Origin of the sequence: Phaeovulum sp. (genome assembly GCF_047638075.1) — a bacterium.
Lineage (GTDB): Bacteria > Pseudomonadota > Alphaproteobacteria > Rhodobacterales > Rhodobacteraceae > UBA6197.
The window spans coordinates 1-20263 of record NZ_JBLJBV010000066.1 but is presented as its reverse complement, the minus strand read 5'-3'; the positions used below and the strand labels follow the sequence as shown (position 1 = coordinate 20263).

21 protein-coding genes are annotated in these 20263 nt (G+C 59.7%); 4 read left to right on the top strand and 17 right to left on the bottom strand.

The genetic code is table 11. From position 1 onward, the window contains the following. Positions 1-53: 53 nt before the first annotated feature. From purF to pyrC, 10 genes are all read right to left on the bottom strand, one after another. Positions 54-1532, bottom strand: coding sequence for an amidophosphoribosyltransferase (gene purF, locus ACM62R_RS10255; RefSeq protein WP_415183958.1), 1479 nt, complete (start codon positions 1530-1532; stop codon positions 54-56). Between the two features lie 117 nt (positions 1533-1649). Beyond that, positions 1650-2237, bottom strand: coding sequence for a CvpA family protein (locus ACM62R_RS10250; protein WP_415183957.1), 588 nt, complete (start codon positions 2235-2237; stop codon positions 1650-1652). 24 nt (positions 2238-2261) lie between these two features. Then, on the bottom strand, positions 2262-3629 hold the full coding sequence (radA, locus tag ACM62R_RS10245) for a DNA repair protein RadA (protein ID WP_415183956.1): 1368 nt from the start codon (positions 3627-3629) through the stop codon (positions 2262-2264). A 54-nt stretch (positions 3630-3683) separates the two neighbouring features. Then, on the bottom strand, positions 3684-4112 hold the full coding sequence (locus tag ACM62R_RS10240; RefSeq protein ID WP_415184056.1) for a paraquat-inducible protein A: 429 nt from the start codon (positions 4110-4112) through the stop codon (positions 3684-3686). Positions 4113-4197: 85 nt separating this feature from the next. Next, positions 4198-4944, bottom strand: a complete 747-nt coding sequence (locus tag ACM62R_RS10235) for an ABC transporter ATP-binding protein (RefSeq protein WP_415183955.1) — start codon at positions 4942-4944, stop codon at positions 4198-4200. Next, the gene (locus ACM62R_RS10230; RefSeq protein WP_415183954.1) at positions 4941-5723 is read right to left on the bottom strand and encodes an MlaE family ABC transporter permease; all 783 of its coding nucleotides are present in this window, start codon (positions 5721-5723) and stop codon (positions 4941-4943) included. Before ACM62R_RS10230 ends, ACM62R_RS10235 begins: the two co-directional genes overlap by 4 nt. Beyond that, the gene (gene alr / locus ACM62R_RS10225) at positions 5720-6769 is read right to left on the bottom strand and encodes an alanine racemase (protein WP_415183953.1); all 1050 of its coding nucleotides are present in this window, start codon (positions 6767-6769) and stop codon (positions 5720-5722) included. Before alr ends, ACM62R_RS10230 begins: the two co-directional genes overlap by 4 nt. 134 nt (positions 6770-6903) lie before the next feature. After that, complete coding sequence (locus tag ACM62R_RS10220) at positions 6904-8400, bottom strand: replicative DNA helicase (protein ID WP_415183952.1); 1497 nt, start codon at positions 8398-8400, stop codon at positions 6904-6906. A 258-nt stretch (positions 8401-8658) separates the two neighbouring features. After that, the gene (locus ACM62R_RS10215) at positions 8659-9339 is read right to left on the bottom strand and encodes an orotate phosphoribosyltransferase (protein ID WP_415183951.1); all 681 of its coding nucleotides are present in this window, start codon (positions 9337-9339) and stop codon (positions 8659-8661) included. A gap of 102 nt (positions 9340-9441) precedes the next feature. Then, complete coding sequence (gene pyrC / locus ACM62R_RS10210) at positions 9442-10485, bottom strand: dihydroorotase (RefSeq protein ID WP_415183950.1); 1044 nt, start codon at positions 10483-10485, stop codon at positions 9442-9444. A 153-nt stretch (positions 10486-10638) separates the two neighbouring features. Here pyrC and ACM62R_RS10205 point away from each other — a divergent pair, with 153 nt between their 5' ends. Then, a complete protein-coding gene (locus ACM62R_RS10205) occupies positions 10639-10944 on the top strand; it encodes a hypothetical protein (RefSeq protein WP_415183949.1) in 306 nt (101 codons plus the stop codon). 51 nt (positions 10945-10995) lie between these two features. On the opposite strand, the gene ACM62R_RS10200 is transcribed toward ACM62R_RS10205, so the two are convergent. Both ACM62R_RS10200 and ACM62R_RS10195 read right to left on the bottom strand, forming a co-directional pair. Further along, on the bottom strand, positions 10996-11997 hold the full coding sequence (locus tag ACM62R_RS10200; protein WP_415183948.1) for a phosphoadenosine phosphosulfate reductase: 1002 nt from the start codon (positions 11995-11997) through the stop codon (positions 10996-10998). A gap of 129 nt (positions 11998-12126) precedes the next feature. After that, positions 12127-13197, bottom strand: coding sequence for a glycosyltransferase family 2 protein (locus ACM62R_RS10195; protein ID WP_415183947.1), 1071 nt, complete (start codon positions 13195-13197; stop codon positions 12127-12129). Between the two features lie 347 nt (positions 13198-13544). Between ACM62R_RS10195 and ACM62R_RS10190 the strand changes: the two genes are divergently transcribed. Then, on the top strand, positions 13545-14180 hold the full coding sequence (locus ACM62R_RS10190) for a CatB-related O-acetyltransferase (protein WP_415183946.1): 636 nt from the start codon (positions 13545-13547) through the stop codon (positions 14178-14180). Between the two features lie 140 nt (positions 14181-14320). Here ACM62R_RS10190 and ilvC read toward each other — a convergent pair whose 3' ends face one another. Then, positions 14321-15379: a ketol-acid reductoisomerase gene (gene ilvC, locus ACM62R_RS10185; protein WP_415183945.1), complete on the bottom strand. Its 1059-nt coding sequence runs from the start codon at positions 15377-15379 to the stop codon at positions 14321-14323. Between the two features lie 93 nt (positions 15380-15472). Between ilvC and ACM62R_RS10180 the strand changes: the two genes are divergently transcribed. Together ACM62R_RS10180 and ACM62R_RS10175 are read left to right on the top strand one after the other, a co-directional pair. Then, positions 15473-15931 carry an Lrp/AsnC family transcriptional regulator gene (locus ACM62R_RS10180; protein WP_415183944.1) on the top strand — a complete coding sequence of 153 codons (459 nt, stop codon included), beginning with the start codon at positions 15473-15475 and terminating at the stop codon, positions 15929-15931. Continuing rightward, positions 15928-16383: an Lrp/AsnC family transcriptional regulator gene (locus ACM62R_RS10175; RefSeq protein ID WP_415183943.1), complete on the top strand. Its 456-nt coding sequence runs from the start codon at positions 15928-15930 to the stop codon at positions 16381-16383. The genes ACM62R_RS10180 and ACM62R_RS10175 overlap by 4 nt, the downstream gene beginning before the upstream one ends. 57 nt (positions 16384-16440) lie before the next feature. Here ACM62R_RS10175 and ACM62R_RS10170 read toward each other — a convergent pair whose 3' ends face one another. Genes ACM62R_RS10170 through ACM62R_RS10155 form a run of 4 tightly spaced genes read right to left on the bottom strand, consistent with a single transcriptional unit; the run spans position 16441 to position 20115 of the window. Then, positions 16441-17379, bottom strand: a complete 939-nt coding sequence (locus ACM62R_RS10170; protein WP_415183942.1) for an AEC family transporter — start codon at positions 17377-17379, stop codon at positions 16441-16443. Next, the gene (locus ACM62R_RS10165) at positions 17376-18176 is read right to left on the bottom strand and encodes an MBL fold metallo-hydrolase (protein ID WP_415183941.1); all 801 of its coding nucleotides are present in this window, start codon (positions 18174-18176) and stop codon (positions 17376-17378) included. The genes ACM62R_RS10170 and ACM62R_RS10165 overlap by 4 nt, the downstream gene beginning before the upstream one ends. Next, positions 18173-18976: a TatD family hydrolase gene (locus tag ACM62R_RS10160; RefSeq protein ID WP_415183940.1), complete on the bottom strand. Its 804-nt coding sequence runs from the start codon at positions 18974-18976 to the stop codon at positions 18173-18175. The genes ACM62R_RS10165 and ACM62R_RS10160 overlap by 4 nt, the downstream gene beginning before the upstream one ends. A gap of 26 nt (positions 18977-19002) precedes the next feature. Then, positions 19003-20115: a DNA polymerase III subunit delta' gene (locus tag ACM62R_RS10155; protein WP_415183939.1), complete on the bottom strand. Its 1113-nt coding sequence runs from the start codon at positions 20113-20115 to the stop codon at positions 19003-19005. Positions 20116-20263: the final 148 nt, after the last annotated feature.

Here is a 20263-nt window from a genome sequence, read left to right as displayed (position 1 = left end):
GCCGAGGCTAGTCAGACGGCCTTTCAGGTCAGGCGCCCACGCGGGGCAAACGCCTATTCCGCCGCCTTCAACTTCATTACAAAGCCGCTCTCGATCTGGTCCGAGGGCGCCACCGGGTATTCGCCGGAAAAACAGGCGTCGCAATATTGCGGCCGGGCATTGTTGCGGCCCTCAGCCTCGCCCACGGCACGATAAAGCCCGTCCAGCGAAATGAACTTCAGACTATCGACACCGATCCATTCGCGCATCTGTTCTTCGGTCATGTTCGCGGCCAGAAGTTTGCCCCTGTCGGGTGTGTCCACACCGTAAAAACAGGGCCATGCGGTAGGGGGCGAAGCGATGCGAAAATGCACCGAGGCTGCGCCCGCATCAATGATCATATCCTTGATCTTGCGTGACGTGGTGCCGCGCACAACGGAATCGTCCACCAACACGACCCGCTTACCCTTTACCAGCGCACGGTTCACGTTCAGCTTCAGGCGCACCCCCATGTTGCGGATCTGTTCCGTCGGTTCGATAAAGGTGCGGCCCATATACTGGTTGCGGATAATTCCCATCGCGTAGGGGATGCCGCTTTCCTGACTGTAGCCGATGGCGGCCGGGGTGCCACTATCTGGCACGGGGCAAACCATATCCGCCTCAACGGGCGCCTCCCGGGCCAGTTCAACCCCGATCTGGCGCCGGGTTTCATAGACCGAACGGCCGCCGATGATACTGTCAGGCCGCGAGAAATAGACATGCTCAAAAATGCAAAACCGGCTGTTCGGGGCGCCAAAGGGGTGGCTGCTTTCGATCTTGCCGTTTGCGATCACCACCATTTCACCCGGCTCGATTTCGCGAACCAGCTCAGCACCGATGATATCCAGCCCGCAGGTTTCTGACGAAAGGCAATAGCCGTGATCACCGATTTTGCCCAACACCAAAGGCCGCACCCCCAGCGCATCGCGCACACCGATCAGTTTGGTGCGCGTCATCGCCACGATCGAAAAGGCCCCCTCGACCCGGCGCAGCGCGTCCTTGATCCGCTCGGACAGGCTTTTCTGGATCGAACGGGCCATCAGGTGGATGATACATTCGCTGTCCGACGAAGACTGAAAGATCGAGCCACGCTCGATCAATTCACGGCGCAGCGCATTGGCGTTGGTCAGATTGCCATTATGCGCAATGGCGCAACCGCCCATGGCGAATTCACCGAAAAAGGGTTGCACGTCGCGGATGACGGCGCCTTTGGATCCCGCCGTCGAATACCGCACATGGCCGATCCCAAGACTGCCCGGCAGCGTTTCCATCAGACTGGCCTTGGTGAAATTATCGCGCACATAGCCAAACCGATGGGCCGAATTGAACCCTTGATCAGCGTCATAGGCGACGATCCCGCCCGCCTCTTGGCCGCGATGCTGCAAGGCGTGCATCCCTAGCGCTACGAAATTTGCGGCATCGGCTACGCCGATAACGCCGAAGACACCACATTCTTCCTTCAGTTTGTCGTCGTCAAACGGATGAGACAAGAACGGGCGGGCCTCAGGTTTCATGGACTTGGCTCCGGATACGGGGGGGGTGTTGAGTTGAGGCCCGTTTAATACCAAACGCCGGGGCTGTCACGCCCTCAAGGGTCTAATTGGCCGTTCGGGCGGTCACGATGTCGCGCTTCAGTTTTTCGGCGCGGGCTGGAATTCTGCGGTAGGGGTCGCGCATTTGCTGACAAGCTGTTCATAACGCGCCACAATCCAGCCGGGGGCATCGCTGGGCATTGATTCATCCACGCTGCCGGTCATGCGTTCAAACACCTTGGCAGAACGTGAATTATCTACCGCCGGCAAGGTCTGGTTCACCACGACCCGATCATAAACGACGAAAGCCACCGCCACCAGAATGACGCCGCGCAGAACGCCGAACAAGAATCCCAACCCCTGATCTATCCCGCCAAGCGCCGAGCGTTGCACAACACTGGCAAACAGCGGCGTGAGGATCGAAAAAACCACCAGCGCTAGCGCAAACACTGCCGCAAAGCCGCCGATCATGGCCAACTCGCAGCTATCGGCCAAAAACTTGTCCAGCACCGGCACCTGCGCAATCAGCGGGCGGGCCGCATCGGCAAACAGGAACGCCAGCACGGCGGCGGCAATCCAGCCCGCTATCGACAGGGCTTCGCGCACGAAACCGCGGCTGTAGGCAAGTATTGCAGACAGCACGATGATGACCGCCACAATGGCGTCGACGATGGTGAAGCCGTCCATGGTTTTCCTTCTCCGGACGCGGCTTCAGCCCGCGCCAAACATGTCCCCAACAAAAGTCACAAGATCGGGCAACTTGCGCAGCTCCATCCCGTTGCCCCCTTCGGCCTTGGTTCGCTCTGGGGCAATAGCCCTTGAAAAACCAAGTTTCTGCGCCTCTTTCAACCTGTTTTCGGCCTGACCGACCGGGCGAAGCGCCCCCGAGAGGCTGATTTCACCGAAAATTACCATATCTGGCGGTAATGCCACATCTTCGCGCGCCGACAAAAGGGCAGCGGCCAGCGCAAGGTCTGCCGCAGGTTCCAGCACGCGCATGCCCCCGGCGACGTTCAAAAACACATCAAGCCCGGTAAACGGGATCCCGCAGCGCGATTCCAGCACCGCCAGAATGGTCGAAACCCGGCCACTATCAAGCCCCACGACCGTGCGCCGGGGCGAAGCCAGGGGCGAGGGCGCGACAAGTGCCTGAATTTCAGTCAGAACCGGGCGCGTGCCCTCGATCCCGGCAAACACCGCCGAGCCGGGCTGGGCCTGACCGCGTTCAGATAAAAACAACGCCGACGGGTTTGACACCTCGGCCAGACCGCCGCCGGTCATCTCGAATACGCCAATCTCATCGGCGGGGCCGAAGCGGTTTTTCACCGCGCGCAGAATGCGAAACTGATGCCCGCGCTCGCCCTCAAAATAAAGCACCGTATCGACCATATGCTCAACCACGCGCGGGCCCGCGATCTGGCCTTCTTTCGTGACATGGCCGACCAACACGACCGAGGTGCCGCGTTTCTTGGCGAAACTGACCAGCTCGTGGCAGGCGGCGCGCACCTGACTGACGGAACCGGGGGCGGAATCCACCATATCGGCCCACATCGTCTGAATCGAATCGATGATCACCAGATCCGGGCGTTCGGCATCCAGTGTGGTCAGAATATCGCGCAGGTTGGTTTCGGCACCCAACTGCACAGGCGCATCCGCCAGCCCCAGCCTTTGCGCCCGCATCCGCACCTGCGCACTTGCTTCCTCGCCTGAAATATAGAGGCATTTCAAGCCTGTGCGGGCGAAAGCTGCCGCGGCCTGTAGCAGCAGTGTGGATTTCCCGATCCCCGGATCCCCCCCCACCAGTATCGCTGAGGCTGGCACAAGGCCGCCGCCCAGAACCCGGTCCAGCTCATCCATGCCCGAACAGGTGCGTGGCGGCGGCGGCTCTTGGGTCGAAAGCGTGGTCAGCGCAATCCGGCGCCCCTTTGCCGCGCCCAGCGATTTTGATCCCGGCCCCGTGGATAGCGGCGCCTCTTCGAGGATGGTGTTCCATGCGCCGCAGGCATCGCATTTGCCGCCCCATTTCTTATGGGCGGCGCCGCAGGCAGAGCAGGTGAATGAGTTCGGGGTTTTAGCCATGGCTCTTCCTGCCCGAAAGGGCGCGGGTGATCAAGCCATCCGCGCGGGCTGCCGTCAGGTCCGCCGCGCACTCAGCAGCGAAATTACAAGGCTTGCCAGAATACAGCCGGTAAACAGATAAAGCCCCCAGCCGGTTTCCACCCGCCCCACGCCAATTCCCTTGGCCAGAACGATATAAAGCGCGACCAGGAAAATATCGGCCATCGCCAGTTTTCCCAGCACATGCAGCGCCGGCAAAAGCCGTGGCGAGGCAAGGTTGAATTGCACCAACGCCAGCCCCAATGTCTTGATATAGGGCGCAAAAAGGGCAAAGAACGTGACCAGCAGCGCCAAAAACACATCCTTTTCCCAAAGCGATTGTAACCCCGTGATTACCGAGATTGCGTCCAAATCGAAAAACGGCAAAAACCCCGCGCGCAACAACGGCGCAAACCACGCGACCGGAAAAAGGACCAAAAGTGCGAGGTTGGCGTATTTCAGCAAGGGCATGAAGGGGCCTTGAGGTTACAGCGGCGTTAGCGTTATTTCTTATATTTCACAGCTGGTTATGAGGCGGCTTGATGCCGTTCTATCGGACAGATTCGATAGGCCCCTCGGCGCGGCCGTGAATGAACTGTTGGATGTAAGGGTCTGGTGTTGCGTCCATTTCCTTGACAGGACCAGTCCAGCAGATTTTACCGTCATAAATCATCGCCACCCTGTCAGCGATGCTACGGACCGAGGTCATGTCATGCGTGATGGTCATGGCGGTAACGCCCATTTCCACCACAATTTCGCGGATCAACGCATTGATAACGCCGGACATTATAGGGTCCAACCCCGCCGTTGGTTCATCAAAGAAGATGATTTCCGGCTCGGCGGCGATGGCGCGGGCCAGGCCGACGCGTTTTTGCATCCCGCCCGATAGTTCGGCCGGGAAAAGGTCTGCCACCTCGGGTTTCAGCCCGACGCGGCGCAGCTTTTCAATGGCAATCGCCCGCGCCTCGGCCTTGGGGCGCTTGCCCGCGCCGCGCAGCAGCCGAAACGCCACATTTTGCCAGACAGGAAGCGAGTCAAACAGCGCACCGCCCTGAAACAGCATCCCAAAACGGGCCAGAAATGCATCGCGCGAGGCCTTGTCCACATCCCCGCCCGCGACCATGATTTGCCCGCGATCATGATGAACAAGGCCCAGTATGCATTTGAGAAGAACGGATTTTCCGGTGCCAGAGCCGCCGATGATCACCATGCTTTCGCCCTTGGGAATTGTCAGATCAATTCCCCGCAAAACCTGATTGGCGCCAAAGGCCTTATGCACCCCTGAAAGCGTTATCATGCCTTGAAAAACGCCTCCGTCAGCAGGTAGTTCGCCGCCAAAATCAGCACCGAGGCCGCAACCACCGCGGATTTCGTCGCCCGGCCCACACCCTGCGCGCCGCGCCCGGAATTCATCCCATAGTAGCAGCCCATGACCGCCACGATAAACCCAAAGACAGCGCCCTTGACCAGTCCAGACCCCACATCCCAGAACTGAAGAAAATCCCAAGTCGTCTTGATATAGGTGGCCGAGTTGAAATCAAGCCGATGCACACCCACCATCCAGCCGCCCATGATCCCGATCGTATCACCCACCGCAACCAACAGCGGCATTGTCAGCGTAGCGGCCAGTACCCGCGGCACGGTCAGGTATTTCATCGGATGCGTTGAAAGAGTGACCAGCGCGTCGATCTGCTCGGTCACTTTCATTGTGCCGATTTCGGCGGCAATGCTGCTGGCAACGCGCGCTGCAACCATCAACCCACCCAGAACTGGCCCCAATTCGCGCGTCATGCCAATGGCGACGATGTTGGGCACCACCGATTCCGCCGAAAAACGCGCGCTTCCAGCATAGATCTGCAAGGCCAGCGCCGCGCCGGTGAACACGGCCGTCAGGCCCACGACCGGCAGCGACAACCAGCCGATCTGCAAGGCCGAATGCAGAAATTCCCGAAAGTAGAACGGGGGGCGCAGCAGGTGGCTGACCGCGCCGCTCGCAAACTGGCCCAAGCGCCCCGTTGCCGCCATAGCCCCCAGAACTGACCGGCCCAGACGGGCCAGCAGCGCGCTGACAATCACACCGAGCCTCCGGTATAGTTGCGCTGATAGCGGGTGCCAAGCGAGGTCAGGATCTCATATCCGATGGTTCCGGCAATATCCGCCAGATCGTCGACGCCCTGTTCGGGGCAAAGTATATCCAACGATTTCGGCACTTCGCTCAGATGGCTGACATCGACGGTGATCAGGTCCATCGAGATGCGGCCAACCACGGGGCAGGGCAGGCCGTCGGCCCAAAGGGTCGCGCGGCCCGACAGGTTGCGCATCAAACCGTCGGCGTAGCCTGCGGCGACGGTGGCAATCTGGCTGTCAGCCTCGGCGCGCCAGGCACCGGCATAGCCTACGGTTTCGCCTGCCACGACGGTGCGGCTTTGAACGACCGGCAGCGACAGACGCACCACGGGGGTCGCAGTGTCGAAGGGAAGACCGCCATAAAGCCCGATACCGGGGCGGATCACGTCAAAATGATAATCAGGGCCCAGCAGGATGCCGCCCGTTGCCGCAAGCGAGCGCGGGGCAGGGACGCCATCGGTCAGGCGCCGAAACTCGGCCAGTTGTGCGGCATTGGCAGGGTGGTCAGGCTCGTCCGCGCAGGCAAGGTGGCTCATCAACAGGCGTGGACCGGCACCAATAAGGATGTCTGCCACAGCCTCCCATTCGGCCGCTTCCATGCCCAACCGGTTCATGCCGCTGTCAAGCTGCACCCCGAAAGCCGCGCCCGGAAGCGCCTCAAAATGCCGGGTGACCTGATCAAGTGAATTGAGCAGAGGAATAAGGCCAAGATCCCCGATCATTTCGGTATCGCCAGCCATATGGCCGGAAAAGACGTAGATTTCAGGGCCATCCCCCACGGCTAGGCGTAGGGCGGCGCCCTCCTCGGCGGCGGCGACAAAGAATTTCTGTGCCCCCGCCCGCATCAGCGCGCGGGCTACACGATCCGCCCCCAGCCCATAGGCGTTGGCCTTGACCACGGCACCGGTCTGGCACCCCCTGCCTGCGAATACCCCCAGTGCCCGCCAATTGGCGAGAACACCATCCAAATCAATCGTCAACGTTGCAGTAGCCATGCCGCCTGTTTTGACAGGCACGCGCGCAAGGTCAAGTGCAAAGGCCTGGCACCCTGTCATTGCCGGGAAAAAATCCCGAAAATGGCGCTTGCAGACGCGCTAAGCCCTGAAAAAGAGACATTTTCCTGCGAAAATCAGAAACGGTCGTCGCCGCTGCCTTGTTGCCAGGGCTTGACCAGGTTGCCAAACCGCGTGAACTGGCCCTCGAACGACAGCTCGACCGAGCCGATCGGCCCGTGGCGCTGCTTGCCGATGATCACTTCGGCCTTGCCATGAACCTGTTCCATCACCTGCTGCCAGGCGGCCATCTTTTCCATCTCGTGATCGCCGGGCTTTTCGCGTTCCTTGTAGTATTCGTCGCGGTAAACAAACATCACCACGTCGGCGTCCTGCTCGATCGAGCCGGATTCGCGCAGGTCTGACAGTTGCGGGCGCTTGTCTTCGCGGCTTTCTACCTGACGCGACAACTGGCTGAGCGCGATCACCGGGATGTTCAGCTCTTTTGCAATCGCCTTCAGCCCTTGGGTGATCTCCGACACTTCGTTCACGCGGTTTTCGCCTTTGCCGGTGCCCTTGACCAGCTGCAAATAGTCCACCATCAACACATCCAGCCCATGCGTCCGCTTTAGCCGGCGGGCGCGGGCGGCCAACTGGCTGATCGGCAGCGCGGGCGTGTCGTCGATATAGAGCGGGCAGGTTTCCAGCGCTTTCGCAGCTTCGACAAAACGGCGAAATTCGGTTTCGGTCATGTCACCACGGCGGATCTGCTCCGAGGGCACCTCGGCGGCTTCAGACAGGATACGGGCGGCCAACTGTTCGGCGCTCATCTCAAGACTGTAGAACCCGACGACCCCCCCCTCAACCGCGCCCTCGGTGCCATCAGGCATCCGGCCCTTCTTGTAAACCTTGGCGATATTGAAGGCGATATTGGTCGCAAGCGAGGTTTTCCCCATCGACGGGCGCCCCGCCAGGATCAACAAATCCGACGGATGCAGACCGCCCAGCTTCTTATCAAGATCGGTCAGCCCGGTTGAGATTCCGGCAAGCCCGCCGTCGCGCTGATAGGCGGCGTTGGCCACATTAACAGCGTCTGTTACCGCCTTGAGAAAAGATACAAAACCCTTTTCCGCATGGCCCTGCTCGCCCAGTTTGTATAGCGCCTGTTCGGCCGCCACGATCTGCTCGCGCGGCTCGTCTTGCACAACCACCTGGGTTGCGCGGGCGGCGATATCCTGGCCCAGCCGGATCAGTTCGCGCCGGATCGCCAGATCATAGATCATCTGCGCATAGTCGCGCGCCGCATAGGCCGAGATTGCCGCCCCCGCCAGCCGCGCGAGGTAGGCCGGCCCGCCCAGTTCCTTCAGCCCGTCGTCGTCTTCCAGATAGGCCTTTAGCGTGACCGGACTGGCCAGCGCATTCTTTTGGATCCGGGCAATGGAAACCTCGAAGATGCGCTGATGGACCGGCTCAAAAAAGTGTTCTGCGCGCACAATCGCGGCAATCCGGTCGTAGATGTCGTTATTGGTCAGGATCGCGCCCAGCAATTGCTGCTCGGCCTCGATGTTATGTGGCTGCACCTCTGTGGCAACCGGCTCGGTCGGCGTGTCACGCAATGCCCTGACTTCGTTCATCACATCACCTTCCCATACTGCGTTCGACCCTAGCGTGTCGGGGTTTAGCGCAATCCGACAGCGGGGTATCGTTTGATAGTTCTGTGGATAAGTCAGGCTCGTCGCCGCAACTTAGCCGGTTATCGTGTAGCGCAGTGATCAAGACATACCACATCTGGTGGCAGCTTGTCTAATTTGGCGGATTGGGGCGATTCTTGTTACCGAACGGGTAAAGTTATCCCATTCGATCCACAGATCGTTCCACAGAAATTTGCCGCGTCACACCTTTTTGCGCGCATCCTGCCACGGGCGCGGGTTGGTCAGAAATGCCTCGACCTCGCGCAGTGTTTCAGCGTCAAACGCCTTTTGTGCCCGCGCTTCGGTCAGCACATCCCACCAAGTGCAAAGATGGTGCAGCGCCACGCCATGCGCGGCCAGTTTTTCGGTCGTTTCGGGAAAGATGCCGTAATAAAAGATCACTGCCGTATGGGCGCAGCTTGCCCCGGTTTCGCGGATCGCATCAACAAAGCTCAGCTTTGAGCCGCCATCGGTTGTCAGATCTTCAACCAGCAATACCCGTTCGCCCTCGGTCATGACGCCCTCGATGCGCGCATTGCGGCCGTAGCCCTTGGGTTTTTTGCGCACATAGGTCATCGGCAAGGCCAGCCGTTCGGCCATCATCGCGGCAAAGGGAATTCCTGCCGTCTCGCCGCCGGCAATATTGTCGAAGGCCTCAAACCCTGCATCCCGCATCACCGTTACCGCCAGAAAATCCATCAGCGTCGAACGGATCCGCGGGTAAGAGATCAGCTTGCGGCAATCAATATAGGTCGGGCTAGGCAGGCCGCTGGCCAGGATAAAAGGCTCTGTCGCGTTGAAATGCACCGCCTTGATTTCCAAAAGCATCCGCGCCGTCAGCCGGGCGATTTCCTCTTTCGGGGGGTAAGAGCTGGGGATCATCGTCTAGGTCCTTTTTTCGGTATCGCGTTTTTTCCGGCGGCATTTGCCCGGCCAACAGAAAGGGGTGCGCGCTGTGGGGGACGTTTCAGCCAGAAGGCACGCTTAGTCATGCACCTGCCAATGGACCGGAAACCCGGGGTCGAAAACCGTGACCGGGCCTGCGCCAGTCAGGATCTTGGCGGGCCAGTCGGCAGGTTCGGTGGTTTTTTCCAGTGTCAGCGTGCTATCATTTGCCGGCATACGGTAGAAGGCGGGGCCGTTCAGTGATGTGAAACGCTCAAGCTGGTCCAGCGCGCCTTCTTCGTCAAACACATGCGCCAGGATCGCCATCGTATTGGTCGCGGTAAAGCAGCCCGCGCAGCCGCAGGCCTGTTCCTTGAGGCTGTCGATATGTGGTGCGCTGTCGGTGCCCAGAAAAAAGCGCGCCTCGCCCGAGGTGGCGGCAGCACGCAGCGCTAGGCGGTGCTCTTCGCGCTTGGCGACAGGCAGGCAGTAGTAATGCGGCTTGATCCCGCCCACGAGGATGTGGTTGCGGTTGATGATCAGGTGGTGGGTCGTGATCGTCGCGGCCAGATCCTCACCGCCTGCGCGCACATAATCAACGCCTTGCCGGGTGGTGATATGTTCCATCACCACGCGCAGCCCGGGCGTTGCGCGGCGGATCGGGTCCAGCACCGTGTCGATAAACACGGCCTCGCGGTCAAAAATATCAACCGACGCGGTGGTCACTTCGCCATGCACACAAAGCGGCAGGCCAATCTCGGCCATTGTCTCAAAGACGGCGCGCACCCGGTCAAAGTCGCGCACACCAGAATTGGAGTTGGTCGTCGCCCCCGCCGGATAAAGCTTGACCGCCTTGACCAGACCCGAGGCGTGGGCAGCGGCGACGTCGGCGGGGTCCGTATCCTCGGTCAGATAAAGCGTCATCAACGGCTCGAACGCGGCATCATCGGGCAGGGCGGCCAGAATACGGTTGCGGTAGGCGGCGGCATCAGCGCCGGTCACGACGGGCGGCACAAGGTTGGGCATGATGATCGCGCGCGCGAAATGGCGCGTGGTTTCAGGCAAGATACCTTGCAACATCGCGTCATCACGCAGGTGCAGGTGCCAGTCATCGGGGCGGCGAAGGGTCAGTTTTTTCATCATGCCATTGCCTACACCGGTCCGGATGCCATTTCCAGAGGCGGCGTGCACGATCCGCGCGAAGAAACGCCGATATTGCAGATGTTTTCATCCAGACACTTGCCCCTTGGCGCGGCCTGCTTCAGCATCATCTGAATTTGCCAAAAGGGGGTCTTGATGAAACTGGCGCTGATTATTGCCCTACCCGTCATTCTTGCCGGATGTGCCGACCCCGGATTTGTGGGGGTGCCCGATGTTGTCGCGGTGTCGCAAGTTGAGGTGGCAGGTTGCACCCATGTTTCAAATATATCAATGACGCCAGCGGTTTACGGCCCGATCCTTGCAACACAAGGGCAGCAATATGCCCGCAACAAAGTTCTTGAGACAGCCCGTGGCGACGGCGCCAACCGTGTGGTGTTTGAAAAAACCGAACCCGGCGCGACCGTTTATCTGTTGCGTGCCACCGCGTGGCGCTGCCCCTAAGGGCGCGGGCCCAGGCGCATTTCACGGCTTTGCCCGTGCAATTAAGGCGGATCAGCCTGTCGTGTCCTTGTCCAGCGCCGCAACGTCGGGAATTGGCGCAGGGCGTTCGGGCGGCAAAGTGATCCCTTTTGCCATCAGCTCTGCCTCAAGGCGATTAAGACGCACGACCCAGCGCGGCGCATTCAATCGGCGCACGACATTGCGGCACAAAATTGCGCCAAGCACGGTGCGGTTCTTGCTCTCCAACCGTGCAAGAACGTTGCGCAGATAGTGCCTGACGTCGCGCCGCGCACGGTAAAGCTGCCAAAACGCCGAGGCGGTAAACCGGCCTTCGCAAGCCAGCACCAGCATCGGTTCCAGAATATTCATTTCGGCCAATATCGCCTCGATAGTGCCGCCGATATTGGGGCAGGGCAGCCGTGTCACATAATCACGGGTGAATAACGCGGCATGCATCGCGTCCAGCATTTCGTTCGGGTCATAAATGACAAAGCCTTCACCCGCACCTTCCAGCATGTCCGGCGCAAACCCATAACGGTCGGTAAAGGAGGTCCGGCGCATTTTTTCATACCGGGTGTCCCACCCGCTGACCCGAGGGTCCAGCGTTGCCTGCGGTTGCAGGGAAATCACCGTGGCCCCCGGCGCAACAGCCGAAAATGCGGCGGCGGCATAGCCCCCCGGACCGGCGCCGTAGAATACCACGCGGTCGAAGTCCTCAAAAAAGGCGTCGTCAACCAGCCGGTCGAAATAGGCGTAGATCGCCGGGTCACGATACCAGCTTTCTTCATCCGCGATGATTGTCAGGTTGGACCAAAGGTTGCCTTTGGCGATCGCATGGCCCAGCGGAAGCTGATCACCAGGTCGCGCCCGAATTGCGGTACGGGTTTCAAAAGTGACCAGTAGAACTGGCCCCTCTTCGGCAAAAAATACCGAATGTTTGGGGCCCAAGGGTTCAAAATAACCCGCTTCTTCCCCGATGACGCCGATATGAGCATACCACTCTGCATTACTCACCGTCGTCAAATCAACCCGGATCGCACCATCCAATTCCATATACCTTCTACCAGAATTCTGTGCCCGGCCCCTTTGACGGGTCACGGTCAACGCGAATATAGCAGCACCTGTTTGGGGTCAAAATGAGGGGATTGTGCGGAAATGTAGCGCCCGATTTCTGGTTGCGGGTCAATCCGGCGCATTGCGGGCCATTGTTTCCAACCTTGCCTTTGCGGCCTGCCGCCCCAGCGCGGCCATGCGCTGCGCCCGCTTGGCTGAAAGGGGTTGACTGGGCGGGGCCAGTAACAGACGCCCCAACAGCGCGCGAAAGGGCTCCTCCAGCATCAGGGTGGCGAATCGTTCATGGCGCCACCGCACGGATGCAGCATGAAGGCGCGCCAAAGCCGTGTCATTCATCAGGGCTGCGTGCTTCTTATGCCGTTCTGGTGCCAGTGTAAGGATTGAGCGGTCTTCGTCAGTGCAAAAATTCCGCTCGACCCAGTAAGACATGTCAAACACCGCAGCATCGCGGTTGGCCCGCCCCCGGTCACATTTCAGCACATAGCTTTCCATCGCCCCCAAGGCGTAGTGGTTCATCTGCACAAGGCCATAATTGTCCTGTCCATAGGCCGAAAAAATCCCGCCTTCATGGTAGCTTGCTGAAAGCTCGCGGCCAGAACCATCAAACCAGCGCTGCCGCGTCAGCCCATCGGGGGCGGGGTTGCGGGGGCGGTGAACCCCCAGTTTGCGGTAGGTTCCGTCATTGCGAAACAGCGTCTTGAACTGGGCCGCACGCCAGGGCCAGCCCATCACCGCCGGGGCCGCGCGTTGGAATTGCGCCGTGATCGGGCGGTCGTCGAACGCGATCACCCCGTCATTGCCAAACAACCGCCAGGTCAGCGGGATTGCAGTTGCCTCGGGCAGGGCGGCCAGCAGGGCGGGCAGGGTGCGCGCGCCCGTGTGGATATTGACGAATTCGTCGATGTCGCACACCAGTATCCAGTCGGCAGCGGCGCACAGCGGATGCCGGTCTGCCTGTTTCAGCGCCGCCCACTGCGCGCCTTGCGGCCAAGGACCGGGGTTGCCCTGATGGGTCAACACCCCCAACGCCTCAAGCCGGTCCAGCATCAGGTCAGTCCCATCACTGCAATCGTTGGAAAACACCAGAAAATCAGTGAACCCCACCGCCTGATGATGGGCCAGCCATTCCAACAGGAAGGCGCCTTCGTTCTTGACCGTTAAAATGGCTAGATACCGCATGGTTCAGTCCCTCATGGCCGTCAAGTGGGGGGCGGGTGGCTCAATGTTCAGCCTCGCCGCTGTGTTCTACGGTGAAAAAGAAATCCGGGCCAATGTCGCGGGTGTGTGCGCCTATTCGCAGGTGCTGACTATCCTGAGGAACAAATGCCGCAGGCTGAATTCACGGGTCTTGGTTGGCAGTCCTACGTTTGCCGATCATAAGGGGGGCTGAGCGCCCCGTCTTTACGTCTTCAACTCTTCCTATATACATCTTTGGGGCGGCTTGGCCAAACACTTGATCAATATGCAAGGTCAAGAAATGTCGTCGTAGAATTGCATACAACCTGAGGTATTTTCAAGGATGATGAATGATGTCGACATCAACAATCGCCAAAACAGCTGGCATCAGAAAAGATATTGAGATTGAAGACCCCGTACATATTGGCCCAGGTTGTGTTGTCATGGCTGAATCGATTGGGCGCTATTGCTTTATCAATCAAAATACCTGCATATTTAATGCAAAAATTGGTCGCTTTGTAACCTTTGCTAGAAACTGTCAAATTGGCGGTGTGGAGCACCCTATACATCATGTTACAACAAGTTTTTTTAGAATTTCCAAGAATTGGTTTCCCGATGATCCGCTAGCACAATCGTCTGAGTTCATTAAAAATTCTAGGAACCCGAATAGGAGTCGTGGAAATAAAACTGTGATTGGTAATGATGTATGGTTTGGTGCGGCTTCCATTATGTTGGCAGGTGTCAAGATTGGTGATGGTGCTGTGATCGCGGCCGGAGCGGTCGTCACAAAAGATGTTCCCGCATACGCAGTAGTTGCAGGAAATCCTGCAAGAATAGTTCGCCGGCGTTTTGATGAAAATACGATAGACAGGCTCTTGAAAACGAAGTGGTGGGACAGAAATCCTGAACTTGTAGCCACCCTTCCTTTGGATGATGTGCAAATGACACTCGAGATTCTTGAAAGCACACCAGCCGAAGCGTTGTAGAACAATCTTGTCAATTTCACAAAGCGCGGCCCGGGAATACCCGCGCGGGCGCCAAAAAGGGCGGCACGATAGACGCGCCGCCCCTATGTCAACTGATCTGGCAGGGGGCCCGGCCAGGCGCGCCCCTTGCATCTTGTCGATCAGTTCCGTGAACGGTCAACCATTTTCCCCTTGGAGATCCAGGGCATCATCGCACGAAGCTTTTCACCGACCTGCTCGATCTGGTGTTCGTCATTGATCCGCCGGGTCGCCTTGAAGAAGGGCTGCCCCACAGCGTTTTCCTGCATGAAATCACGCACGAACTTGCCGGTCTGGATGTCGGTCAGAACCTCTTTCATCCGGGCTTTTGTTTCTGCGTAGGGCAGGATGCGCGGGCCTGAAACATACTCGCCATACTCGGCAGTGTTCGAGATGGAGTAGTTCATGTTGGCGATGCCGCCCTCATAGATCAGATCGACAATCAGTTTGACCTCATGCAGGCATTCGAAATAGGCCATTTCCGGCTCGTAACCGGCCTCGACCAGGGTCTCAAAGCCCATGCGGATCAGCTCAACCAGGCCACCGCACAAAACGGCTTGTTCACCAAACAGGTCGGTTTCGCATTCCTGACGGAAGTTGGTTTCAATGATGCCCGAACGCCCACCGCCGATGCCCGAACAATAGGACAGGCCAATTTCCATCGCCTTGCCGGTCGCGTCCTGATGCACCGCCACAAGGCAGGGCACGCCGCCGCCTTTGGAATATTCGCCGCGCACGGTGTGGCCCGGGCCTTTGGGGGCCATCATGATGACGTCAACGCCGGGTTTTGGCTCGATCAGGCCGAAATGCACGTTCAGGCCATGCGCAAAGGCAATGGCGGCACCTTCTTTCAGGTTGTCATGCACATATTTCTTGTAGGTCTCTGCCTGAAGCTCATCAGGCATGGTGAACATGATCAGATCGCACCAGGCGGCCGCTTCGGCAATGCCCATGACCTTGAGCCCTTCGCCCTCGGCCTTTTTCGCAGACGGGCTACCTTCGCGCAGCGCAACGACCAGATTTTTTGCGCCCGAATCGCGCAGGTTCAAGGCATGGGCGTGGCCCTGAGAGCCGTAGCCAAGGATGGCGACCTTTTTATCCTTGATCAGGTTGATGTCGCAGTCACGATCATAATAGACGCGCATGGGGCGTTCCTTTGCAGAAGTTGATGCGCAGATCATACGGCGCGATCCGCAAATTTGCGTTCAAAGTTTGACAAAATATCAAATATCGTCAAAACATCATTCCAGATTCTACAGTTTTGTGAAATAATCATGCTTATTGATGATACCGACCGCAGAATACTGCGCCAGATGTTGGCCGAGCCGGGTTTGCCAACCGCAACCCTGGCTGAACGCGCGGGCGTGACTGCCGCGACCTGTTGGCGCCGGATCGCTGCGTTGCGCGAGGATGGGGTCATACGGGGCGAAGAGGCCGTAATCGACTGGCGCAAACTGGGCTGGGAGGTGGAGGTATCTTTGCGCTTCACGCTGGATAAAACAAACCCGCGTGCCTTTGATGAATTTCTGGAAGCGGCCCGGGCGGTCCCGGAAGTGCTGGAAATTCAGACATTTCTGGGGCGAACCGATGTGCGTTTGAACGTTGTCGCCCGTGATATGCCGCATTATCAGGATATTTACCGTAGCCGCATCCTGACATTGCCCCATATTGCGGACACAGATGCGCTGATGCTGATCGCAACCATCAAAGATACGGCAGGGGTCGCGTTGTGATCGACCTTGATGAAACCGACCGCGCAATTTTAGCCGCCCTCGGCCGCGATGCCACACAAAGTGCGGGCGCACTGGCGCGCGATCTGGGGCTTAGCCAACCGGCCTGCTGGCGCCGCATTCGCCGGCTGGAGGATACCGGCGTCATCCGTGGGCGGCGTCTGGTTCTGGATGCAGCGGCACTGGGTTTTGGTGTCACCGTGTTTCTGGGCATCAAGCTGGCAACCAAGGGCCTGGTTTCGCTAGAAGATTTTGAACGTGCCGCAACGGCCATCCCCGAGGTTCAGACGGTGCAGCATGTTCTGGGCATGTTTGATTATCGTTTGCGCATCACTGCCCGTGATATTGCCGATTTTGAGCGGATATTGCGCCGTCGTGTCATGACCTTGCCTGGCGTGGGGCAGGTCGAGGCTAATGTGCTTTTATCAGAAGAACGTCGCCCCGGCCCGTTATGATGCCGCAGGGTCGTGCAGATAAAAACCTGCCCCCACCAGCCCGGAGCTAGCTGACCTTCACGGCAATACCGCCAGCCAAAACCATATCGTCAGGATCGAACCTGCGGTGGCAATCAGCACCGAAGAGGCCGCAACGCGGCGCGCTGTGCCGTAGATATTGGCAAAGATATAGGCGTTGACCCCCGGTGCCATCGCGGCAGTCAGAACCGCAGACCGCAGCGCCGGGGTCTCAAGCGCAAAGACATAGCGCCCCAAACCATAGGCCATCGCAGGATGAAGCAGTAATGACAGGCCACTGACCATCGCAATCGCCTTCATATCCCCCTCGGGACGGTAGCGCACCAGAACGCCACCAAGCCCAAAAAGCGCCGAGGGCAGGGCGGCGGTGGCAATCATATCGGTTGCGGCCCAGATTGAGGCATGAAGCGACAAACCCGACAGGTTGACGACAAAGCCCAGTAAAATCCCAATCACCAGCGGCGTGCGCAAAATACCCGACAGCGCGTTCAGTGCCACGCGGCCCAATGTGGCACCGGTGCCGTGACTGCGCACCCCCTCCATCAGGGTGATGCCAAAGGTGTAAAGCAGCGGTGAATGAATTGAAATAATGGCGAAATTTCCCGCCAACGCCTCTGTGCCATAGGCGCGCTGCGTGATCGGCACACCCAACAGAAGCGAGTTGGAAAAGAGGCAGCAAAACCCGATCGCCACACAGTCGGGACCGGGGCGGTGAAAGATGTATTTCGCCCCCAAAAGCCCCAGCGCAAAGGCCGCAAACGCCCCCGCATAGAAAGAAATCATCAGCCCCGGATCGTAGTTGACGCCCAGATCCATCTTTGCGATTGATCGAAACAACAGCACCGGCACCGCGAAATTCTGGGCAAAACGCATCACGCCCTCGACCGCGCTTTCAGGCATCAGCCCGCGCCATGCCGCAGCATAGCCAAAGCCGATTACCAGAAACACCGGTAAAACGACGTCAATCAGCCCGTTCATTCCCCATCCAGTTCGATCACCATGCCGTCATAGGCGGGGCGAACATTGGTGGGGGTTTCGCCCAGCACCGTATCATGATCTAGGTCGTTGTGCATATTGGTCAAAACGCCCGAAACCGGCCCGGCCCGCACGATCCATTCAAGCGCTTTGGCCAGATGTGCATGCGTCGGGTGTGGTTTGCGGCGCAAGGCATCTAGCACCCAGACATCCAGCCCTTGCAGCTGCCCCCAGGCCCGTTCAGGGATTTCTGAAACGTCAGGAAGATAGGCCAGCCCGCCAATCCGAAACCCCAGCGCATCGATATTGCCATGCACAACCTTGATCGGGTCGAGCGTGATCGGCCCGCCTGCGCCGGTAATCGTAAAGGGGCCGGTGATGGTTTTAAGATCGCAGATCGGGGGGTAGCTGCTGCCTTCGGGCTGCACGAACGCATAGCCAAAGCGCGACACAAGCGCATTTTGCGTCTCGCCATCGGCCCAGACCGGCAGGCGGGCGCGCATGTTGAAGGTGACCTGACGCAGATCATCCAGCCCGTGGACGTGATCTGCGTGGCTATGGGTGTAAGCCACCGCATCCAGCGTGCTGACCTCGGTGCGCAGCAATTGTTCGCGCATGTCAGGCGAGGTATCGATCAGCACCCGTGTGGTGCCGCCGGGGGACGTGCGCTCAATCAGCATCGAGCAGCGCGAGCGGCGATTTTTCGGGTTGGTCGGGTCGCAATCCCCCCAATCGCCGCCAATCCGCGGTACGCCGCCAGACGATCCGCAGCCCAGAATGGTAAACCGCAGCCGGGTCATGCAGGTGCCCTCTGTGCTGCCTTGCTGAACAGGCGGTCAAAATTGGCCGAGGTGGCCGCAGCGAATTCGGCATAATCAAGCCCGTAAAGCGTGGCCCCGACGCGGGCGGTATGGGCGCTATAGGCCGGCTCATTGCGTTTGCCGCGATGCGGCGGCGGCGCAAGGTAGGGCGCATCGGTTTCAACCAGCACCCGGTCCAGCGGGGCGGCGGCAAAGATATCGCGGATTTCCTGACTTTTGGGAAAGGCGGCAATGCCCGACATCGACAGATAGAACCCCAGATCCAGCGCCGCGCGCGCCAGCGCAGGCGAGGATGAAAAACAGTGCATCACACAACCATAGGCGCCGTTGCGGTATTCTTCGGCCAGAATACGGGCCATGTCATCATCTGCGGCGCGCGCGTGGATGATCAGCGGCAGGCCGGTGGTCTGGGCGGCGGCGATATGGGTGCGCAGGCTGGTTTGCTGGCGCGCGGCGCTTTCGGCGGTGTAGTGGTAATCAAGCCCGGTTTCACCGATGCCGACGAATTTCGGGTGGCCGGCCAGTGCAATCAACTGGTCAGGTGTTGCCAATGGTTCGTCGGCGGCGCTCATCGGATGGGTGCCGGCGGCATAGAAGACGCCGTCATAGGCCTCGGCAATGGCGCGTACCTGCGGCTCTTGGTGTAGTTTGGTGCAGATGGTCACCATCCGGCTGACCCCGGCGGCACGCGCGCGCGCAATCACACCGGGCAGATCATCGGCAAAATCGGGAAAGTCGAGGTGGCAGTGGCTGTCTACGATTTCGGGGGGATGTGTCATCTGCCGGGCTTTCCTTGGGGGTAGCACTATGCGCTGGCCGCCTCGTTTATCTCCAGCACCATATCCATGACCAGCGCGGCAGGGTCAAGGTTGACGGCCCGGCCATGGCGTGCGCGCGCGCCGAGACGTTGGTGCAGATTGGCCCAGTGCCGGGCGTGGCCGGGGCCGGGGGCAAGCCGCGCCAGCAACGCGGCCTCGCCGGGGGCAGCCTCGGGCAGGGTCGGGCCGGCGGCCCCGGCGCGGGCAAGCCGGGCCAAAAACAGCTCGATCAGGCCCAATGTCAGATCAAACTTCGCCTCATTGCCCTTGCCGGTGGTTTGATCGGCCAGCGCCAATGCACGCGGCCGGTCCAGCCGGGGCAGGCTGTCCATAAGTGTTACAAGCCGCGCGTATTGCGCCAACCCGTCAAGGTTGGTCAGCCGAATTGCCTCTCCGACAGAGCCGCCGGCAAGAGCCGCCAGCGCGGCGGGATTGTCGGTTTCGGCCCCGGCCTGCGCCAGTGCCGCGGCCATATCGTCAGCCCCAAGCGTGTTCAGCCGCAGTTCGCGGCAACGCGACCGGATGGTGGGTAATAGCCCCGCCGGTTGATGCGCGATCAAAAGAAAGGTGACGCCGCTGGGTGGTTCTTCCAACAATTTCAACAAGGCGTTGGCCGCGTTGGGGTTCATGTCATCGGCGGCATCAACGATGACCACCCGCCGCCCACCCTCAGCCGCAGAGAGGTGCAAAAAGCTTTTCAGTTTGCGCACTTCACCCACACGGATATCGGCGGATAGCGCGGATTCGCGGTCATTCGGGCCGCGTTTGAGCAAAAACACCCCCGGTTCGGATTGCGCCGTGATGCGCCGTGCAATGGGGTGATCGGGTGCGATGTCCAGCGTATCAGGAGCGGGCGGGGCGCCGAACATCCCGCCGTCATCTTGCGGCGTGGCCAGCAAAAACCGCGCGATGCGCCAGGCCAGCGTCGCTTTGCCAATGCCGCGAGGGCCGGTCAAAAGCCAGCCGTGATGCAACCGCCCGGTGGTGAATGCCTCTAGAAATACCACCTCGGCGCGGCTTTGGCCGATCAGTCGGGGGGTGTCGCGCGGGTGCGGCGCGCCGTCGACCTGATTGGGGTCTGGCAGGTCGGCCGCGCTCATGTGCGGGGCCGCCTGGAAAGGGTGGCTTGGGTAATTGCGGCCACATCGGCAGCCACTGCCTCGGGGGGGCGGGCACCGTCAATCACCTGAAAGCGGGCGGGAAATTCATCTGCCAGCGCCAGAAAACCGGCGCGCATCCTGACCTGCA